General features: G+C 77.4%; 5 protein-coding genes. All 5 read right to left on the reverse strand.

Annotated elements, in window-relative coordinates:
* Positions 1–424: lantibiotic dehydratase (locus tag AA75_RS23265; RefSeq protein WP_033822139.1), on the reverse strand; the 424-nt coding region annotated here is incomplete at its 3' end.
* A 166-nt stretch (positions 425–590) separates the two neighbouring features.
* Positions 591–743 (reverse strand): hypothetical protein, encoded by a 153-nt coding sequence (locus AA75_RS49660; protein WP_158515557.1) that lies wholly within the window; start codon positions 741–743, stop codon positions 591–593.
* A 185-nt stretch (positions 744–928) separates the two neighbouring features.
* Positions 929–4,006, reverse strand: a complete 3,078-nt coding sequence (locus AA75_RS23270) for an adenylate/guanylate cyclase domain-containing protein (protein WP_149038323.1) — start codon at positions 4,004–4,006, stop codon at positions 929–931.
* The gene (locus AA75_RS23275) at positions 4,003–4,191 is read right to left on the reverse strand and encodes an aroma-sacti cluster domain-containing protein (protein ID WP_033822141.1); all 189 of its coding nucleotides are present in this window, start codon (positions 4,189–4,191) and stop codon (positions 4,003–4,005) included. Before AA75_RS23275 ends, AA75_RS23270 begins: the two co-directional genes overlap by 4 nt.
* A partial coding sequence (locus AA75_RS23280) for an iron-containing redox enzyme family protein (RefSeq protein WP_206743448.1) occupies positions 4,107–4,997 on the reverse strand: 891 nt, incomplete at its 5' end. The genes AA75_RS23275 and AA75_RS23280, both read right to left, overlap by 85 nt.

Consider the following 4,997-nt stretch of genomic DNA (forward strand, 5'->3'; position numbering starts at 1 on the left):
CGACCGGGCGGGCCGGGCCGGACAGCCGCAGCAGGTGGCCGCCGGGGTCGGTCCCGGTGGGCCGGCCGGCGCGGGCGACGGGCACCGCGGCGACCGCGGCGGCCAGCCCGAACGGGGTGGGCCGGGTGCTCAGCCGGTTCAGGCAGCGGTCCAGCGCGAGCGCCGTCCTCGGCCCGTCCGGGCCGCCGGCCTCGGTGAGGGCGCGGGCCAGGTCGGGTGCGGAGTGCTCGACGGCGGCGGCGAGCAGCGGGGTACGCCAGGCGTCGGCGAGCAGGGCGCGGTGGGTGGCGGGCCAGTCGGGGTCGTCCGGTCGGCAGGCGGCGAGCAGGCCGGTGCAACCGTCGGCGGGCAGCGCCGGAATGCGCAGGACGGCCACGTCGGCGGCCCGGTACCGGGGTATTCCGGGTCGGATCCGGTCGGTCATTCGGCCCTCCCCGCTCCGCTGATTGAGATCCGGCGCCGAGGGCCGCCGGTTGTTCGCCGGTAAATCACTGATGCGGGCCCCGGAACACCGGTGCGGGTGGCGGCCCGCACCTTGCCGGCGGCACCTGATCGACCGTCGGCAAGGGGGGTCCGGCTCCGGCCGGGTGTCAGTTGGCCGAGCAGCCGAAGTTGATGTTCGTGAAGCCGGCCTCGTCCTCGACGTCGGCCGCGTGGCCCTCGACGTCGCTCTCGGCCAGCTCCGCCTCGCGGGCGGCGGCGGCCAGCTCCTCGGCCTCGTTCTTCTCGAATTCGTTCGACATGAGCCCTCCCATGGGTTCTTGACGGTGCGTCGGGCGCGCTTGTGCGGCCTTTTCGAATTCTTCTCAAAGGGCGGACGGCCGTCAACACTCGCGACAGCATTCGAAAAACACCGGCAGCGCCGGAAAAAAATGGCAGGCCGAATTGCCGCTCGGAACATTCCGTGAAAGAGCCGAAGGTATTTCTCTCAGGGCCTTCCGGGCGGCTCGGGACCGGTCAGTTTGGCGGCCCTGGCGGCTGCCAGGGACTGTCCGGCCCGCTCGGCGAGGTCCTGGCAGCCGGGTGCGGCCCGGGCGATCCGCAGGGCGGCGGTCAGCGGAAGCAGCAGCGCACCCGCGCCGCGGACGGTGTCCAGCTCCGCCAGCGACCGTTCGATCGGGCCACGCGCCGCCGGGTCCCCCCGGGCGGCCAGCCGGACGGCCTCCACCTGCTGGTGCAGCACTCGGGCCTCCCAGCCCGCCCCGGGCGGTGGCGGGTCCCCGGCGGGGGCCGGGCCGCGCGGATCGAGCAGCCAGGCGGAGGCCAGGCAGCGGGCGGCCGCCGCTCCGGCGCCGGCCTCGGTGCAGCAGTCGGCGGCGGCACGCTGCCAGTGCGCGGCCCCGGCCGGGTCCCCGGCCCACTCCTCGACGGCGCTGCGGAACTGGTACAGCCCGGCCAGCGCGGCCCGGTTGCCGATCCCGGTGAACACCTCCCGGGCCTGTTCCAGCAGGTCCCGGGCGGGTCCGGCGGCCCCGCCGAAGGCGTGCAGCAACGCGGCCGAGCAGCCGACCAGGGCGTGCAGGGCCGGGGCGTCCGCGGTGGCCCGCCGCAGTTCCTCGCAGCGGGCGAGCGCGTCCCGCACCGGGCTGTCCCCGAAGGCCAGGCAGAGCGCCAGGTTGGCGTGGACCTCGGCGGTCCCGAGCCCGGCGCCGGCCGAGCGGATCCCGCCGTACGCGGCGTCGAGCAGCCGCTCACCGAGCCGGTAGTCGCCGCCGCCGATCGCGGTGAGTCCTTCGAGCAGCAGCAGGCGGGCCCTGGAGGCGTGGTCGCCGGCCTGCTCGGCGAGCCGGCGGGCGGCCCGTACGGCGTCCGGGCCGGCCGGGCGCAGCGCCAGCTCGTTGGCGCGGAGCTGGAAGACGGCCGCCGGGTTGCCGCCGGACGGGCCGGCAGCGGACGGGCCGGCAGCGGACGGGTCCGGGGCGGACGGGTCGGCGGCGGACGGGTCGGCGGCGGACGCGGTGTGCTGGGCGGTGCGGTCGATCAGCTCGAGCGCGTCCGCGGTCCGCCCGCAGGCGGCCAGCGCGTAGCTCTCGATCGCCGCCGCCTCCAGCTGCAGAGCCGGGTCGGCCGCCGACTCGCGGGCCCGGGCGGCGAGTTCTACCGCGCGCCGGACGTCGGAGCGGCCGACCGCGCGGCGGGCCGCGGCGACCAGGCAGCCGGCGGCGAGTTCCGCCGCGCAGGCCTGCTGGGGTGAGCCGGGGCGCAGTTCCCGTTCGCACTCCAGGGCCCGTTCGGCGTGCACGGCGGCCTGTTCCAGGGCGCCGGGGGCGGTGGCCGCCTGCCCGCGCAGCAGTCCGGCCACCGCGGTGTGCAGCTCGGCCCGGTCGGCGAGCGCCAGGTGGGCATACGCCACCTGGGCGGGGCTGCGGCAGTCGAAACGCAGTCTGCCGTCCTCGCCGGGCCGCCCGGCCGCGAGTTGCCGCTGCTCCAACTCGGCTATGCCTTCGGCGAGTTCGGCGGGCTCCAGGCCTGCCGTGGCGGACAGTTCGCGGGTGCCGACGGCGGTGCCCCAGGCGCCGATGCAGCCCAGGACCCGGCGGGCGGGGTGGCCGAGCCGCTCGATCCGGGCGCCGAGCGCGGCACTGGCCGAAGGGGCGACCAGGTCCTCGATGCCGTCGGCGGACAGTGCGGCGAGCTGTTCGAGGAAGAGCGGATTGCCGCCGCTGCGCGCCACCAGGGCGGCGGAGGCGGCCGTGTAGTGCAGTTCCAGGTCGCCGCCGGCGGGGGTGGCCGGGCGCAGCAGGCCGAGCAGCCGGTGGCCGTGCTCGGCGGACAGCGCCGGTACGCCGAAGACGGTGGGCCGCCGCCGCAGGCCGGCGGGCAGATCGCGGCCGGCCAGCACGAGGACCACCGGGCCGCAGCCGTCCGGCACGACGTGACCGCCCGCGGCCTCGCGGGCGTCCGGAACGCCGTCGATCACCTGGAGCAGTTCCGCGGACGCCCACTGGACGTTGTCGATCAGCAGCAGCAGCGGCTGCCGGGCGCTCAGCCGGGCGAGGCGGCGGCCGATCCGCCAGCCCAGTTCGGCGGTGGACCCGGCGATCCCGTTGCCCGCTGCGGCAGTTGCGGTGCCGGGCGTCGCGGCCGCCAGCGCGGCGTCCAGTTCCAGCAGCCGGGCGCGCCCCTGGGCGTGGTCGTCGCGGGCGCAGTCCAGCCGGACCACCAGCGCGCCCGCGGCCGCCGGGCCGTACGCCAACTGCCTTAGCACAGAGGTCTTTCCGCTGCCGGGTTCGCCGTCCACGGCCAGCAGTGAGCCGCCCGGGCGGCGCAGCGCGGCGGCGACGGCGGTGGTGAGGCCGGCGAGCAGCGGGCGCTGGTTGACGAAGGGCGGCCGGGCGGCGGCGGGCCGGGCGCCCGGTTCGGGGATCCAGGCCTGCAGGGCGGTGTCGAAGCCTTTGGCGGCGACCGGGTCGACCGCCGTGCAGCGCACCTGGTCGCGGATCAGCAGCCAGGTGCGGACGTCGGCCAGGGCGCCCTCGGGCGGGGCGGCGGCCTGGAGGCGGGCGGCGCGGTTCATCACGGCGCCGATGGCGAAGGAGGAGTCCCGGTCGGCGAGGACCACCTGGCCGGAGGCGATGCCGAACCGGACGGACAGCTCGACCCCGCCGTCCTGGCCGCCGGCGAGCCGCCGCAGCGCCTCGTGGGTGGCGTGCACGGCGCGGACCGCGTCGTCGTCGGCCGGGTGGTCGGCGCCGAAGACCCCGACCACGGCGTCGCCGATGAACTTCTCGACCCGCCCGCCGTGGTCCTCGACCGCGCCGCGCATGGTCGCGAAGTAGCGTCCCAGCACGCGGTGCCAGAGTTCGGGGCTGAGGCTGGTGGCGAGCCGGGTGGATCCGGAGATGTCGCAGAAGGTGACGGTGACGAACCGCAGACCGCTCGGTGCGGCGGCGGCCGGCTGGGCGGTCGGGGTGCCGCACGCCATGCAGAACCGTGCCACCGGCGGGTTGACCGTGCCGCAGCCCGGACAACCCGCGGGCGGCGGCGCCGGGTCGGGGGTGCTCACCACAGCAGGGCACCGCCCTCGATCCCGTGGCCCTCGACGTCGGCGCCGGCCGCGTCCAGCCGCCGCTTGACGTCGAGCAGCAGCTGGATCTCCTCCTCGGTCAGGGCGTCGAGGACGGCCAGTTGCTCGTCGCTCGCGTAGTCCAGGTCGAAGCCGAGCTCGGTGAGCCGGTGCGGGTCAGCCATGATTCCTCCGTGGGGTGTCGGCCCGGTCCGGCGGCCGGGAGCAGCGGGGCGAGGACGTCGGCGAGGCCGGCCGCGCTGGTGGCGGCGGCCGTGAGCAGCAGCCGGTGCTGGGCCGGGGTGAGCTGCAGGGAGTCGAGCAGGGCGCGCAGGTCGCCGCCGTGGGCGGTGTCCAGGTCGGCGTGCGCGGTGAGGGTGCGGAAGGCGGCGGCGGGCAGGCCGGTACGGGCGGCCAGCCGGGCCGCGGCCGAGGCCGGCGGCGGGTACCACTCCAGCAGTGCGATGTGGCCGAGCAGCGCGAGCGGGTGGGTGTGCCGGATCCAGTACGCCGGGGCGCCCGCGAACCGGGCGACGGCGAGCGGGGGTTGGGCGGCGGTCAGGTCGGCGGGGTCGGCGCCGGTGGCGGCGTAGTCGGCGAGCAGCCAGTGGTCGTGGCCGTGCTCCTCGGCCAGTTGGACGGCGAAGTACGGCGCCAGCCGGGCGCTCAGCGGGTCCGAGCGGCGCAGGCACTCCTGGGCGGCGTCCGCGAGCAGCGGGGTGGTGGCGCGGATCACCTGGTGGGCGGTGCGCAGCCAGGCCCGGTAGCGGTCGACCCCGCCGGCGCCGTCCCAGGCCGGGCCGTCGGACCACAGCCCAGCGGCGACGGCCGCCAGCCCGGGCGCCAACCGGTCGAGCAGCAGCCGCAGCCGGGCACCCGCGGGGAGCACCGGCGGGGCCGCCGGGGGTGACTGCACGGCAACCCCCGGCCCGGCGGCCACGCCGGGCGTGACGGGCGAGCCCGATGGGGACCGCAGGGACGCCGCAGACGC

Origin of the sequence: Kitasatospora sp. MBT63 (assembly GCF_000710465.2) — a bacterium.
In the GTDB taxonomy this organism is placed as follows: domain Bacteria; phylum Actinomycetota; class Actinomycetes; order Streptomycetales; family Streptomycetaceae; genus Kitasatospora.